The sequence below is a fragment of the Acinetobacter sp. GN11 genome (genome assembly GCF_054823985.1).
The window spans coordinates 1-1,690 of sequence record NZ_JRVL01000341.1 but is presented as its reverse complement, the minus strand read 5'-3'; the positions used below and the strand labels follow the sequence as shown (position 1 = coordinate 1,690).

4 protein-coding genes are annotated in these 1,690 nt (G+C 31.7%); 3 read left to right on the top strand and 1 reads right to left on the bottom strand.

All coding sequences use genetic code 11. The annotated features are described in order from the left end of the window. On the bottom strand, positions 1-495 hold a 495-nt coding region (locus tag NL42_RS19065), incomplete at its 3' end, for a 5-formyltetrahydrofolate cyclo-ligase (protein WP_461313944.1). Positions 496-718: 223 nt separating this feature from the next. On the opposite strand from NL42_RS19065, the gene NL42_RS19060 reads away from it, so the two are divergent. The 3 genes from NL42_RS19060 to NL42_RS19050 all read left to right on the top strand — a co-directional run. Further along, positions 719-1,063, top strand: coding sequence for a hypothetical protein (locus NL42_RS19060; protein WP_461313943.1), 345 nt, complete (start codon positions 719-721; stop codon positions 1,061-1,063). A gap of 114 nt (positions 1,064-1,177) precedes the next feature. Continuing rightward, a complete protein-coding gene (locus tag NL42_RS19055; protein WP_252609571.1) occupies positions 1,178-1,291 on the top strand; it encodes a hypothetical protein in 114 nt (37 codons plus the stop codon). A gap of 92 nt (positions 1,292-1,383) precedes the next feature. Next, positions 1,384-1,690 (top strand): hypothetical protein (locus NL42_RS19050; protein WP_461313942.1); only part of this gene is annotated, 307 nt, incomplete at its 3' end.

Genomic DNA, 1,690 nt, shown 5'->3' with positions numbered 1-1,690 from the left:
TTGAAATTGATGAGCCATTCCCAAACGATAAGGCTTATGTTTTGCACTTGCTAGTGTTCGGTCATAATAGCCGCCTCCCATACCAATACGGGTTCCGTAGTGATCACAAGCTAAAAGTGGCATCAACAGTAAATCAAGTTTTGATACATGTTTTCCTCTTGTTGCCATGGGTTCTTTCATACCCAATGGATGATGTGAAAAACGTCGATTTAAATATTGGTTTTTAGATATTCTTACCCAAACTAAACGTTGATTCATAGAACAAATCATAGGTAAATAAACTTGTTTATTTTTTTGAAAACATAATTTTATGAGCAGATCTGTATGAACTTCTCCGAAGGCATGTAAATATAAACCAATTTTTTTTGATGAATGAAAAATAGCAAGACTGTTTAAATGATGGAGAACATTAAGCTGAGCTTGTTTTTGCTCCAATGGGCTTAAAGAGCGTCTTTTAGATCTTAAATTTTTTCTAATAAAACTAAGTTCATTCATGTGTAAATCTAACAAAGATTTGAGATCAGTCGAGCAAAATTATACCTATTTTTCTATAGCTTTATGGAAATAGAGGAGTAATTAAGAAATAACTTTAAATTTACTTGATGTGAGGTATCTTCTTTAGCGATAAAAAATTCTATTTCTTTACGTATTACCAGTATTTATTTACATTTAATCAGATAAGAATATTTAAAAAGATGAATGTGAAATTGTTAAGCCTATGAAGTTAAAAATTTTAACCATTACAATAAGCGCCGTATTGATGCTTAGTGGGTGCACAAAACAAACAGAACCTGAAGCAGCTGAAGTTGACTATAAAGCTCAATTTGAAGAGTCTGACCGTAAAATTGGAGAGTTTTTAGATCAATTAGATAATCCGAAGATATCACAAGAGGTTAAAGTAAAAATCTTGTGTCATGATTATCCTGAGGTCTATAAGACCCAATATATGCCTGCATTAATCAAAATTTCACCTAAACCTTATACCGAAGAAAAAATGTTGTCAGATTTGAAGAGTGCCACTGACTACTACAAGGATGCTTTAGCGATTAGCTGTAACCAATAAGCCAATTGATGTTTTAACTCTCAAAAAATCCAATAAGTGTGAATTGATTGGCATTATTGAATTGTGATAAATTTCATTTTGTCTTTATAGTTGCTAATTTAGGGGGTTCTAGATATGGAAATCTTGAAATTCTTACAGAGTTTTAATACTGTCGGTACATATTTAACGATTGCTTCAACCGTTTTAGCTGGGCTTATTCTATATTTTTACGTAATTAATCCAGCGTAATCTTTTAAAAAGAAATAGTAAGAAATCTTCTATTTCTTTTTTAATAATTAAATTCTGTCATTAGTTTTAAACTATAAAAATAAGGTAGGGTCATGAAGTTTAGATTATTTCTGCTTAGTTTTTTTGCTTTAAGTTGTTATGCAGACGAAAACGTAAGTGATCCTGAGATTTGTAATGTGGTAAAAAAAGTTGCTTATACTGTCATGGAGGCACGTCAACAAAAAGTTCCATCTGAAGACTTGCAACAGATAGCGAATGGGCTCGAAGACCCAAAAGCCAAACAACTTTACCAAGATTTAATTAATTCGGCTTACTCTGCCAAAGTATTTAGAACCAGTTTCTTTAAAAGAAAGGCAATAGAAGATTTTCAAACAGGCTGGTATGAAGAGTGTCTTGATA

What these genes read in the sequence shown, in the direction of transcription:
- NL42_RS19055 (WP_252609571.1), top strand. Translation starts at nt 1,178, where the DNA reads ATGGAAATCTTGAAATTCTTACAGAGTTTTAATACTGTCGGTACATAT.
- NL42_RS19060 (WP_461313943.1), top strand. Translation starts at nt 719, where the DNA reads ATGAAGTTAAAAATTTTAACCATTACAATAAGCGCCGTATTGATGCTT.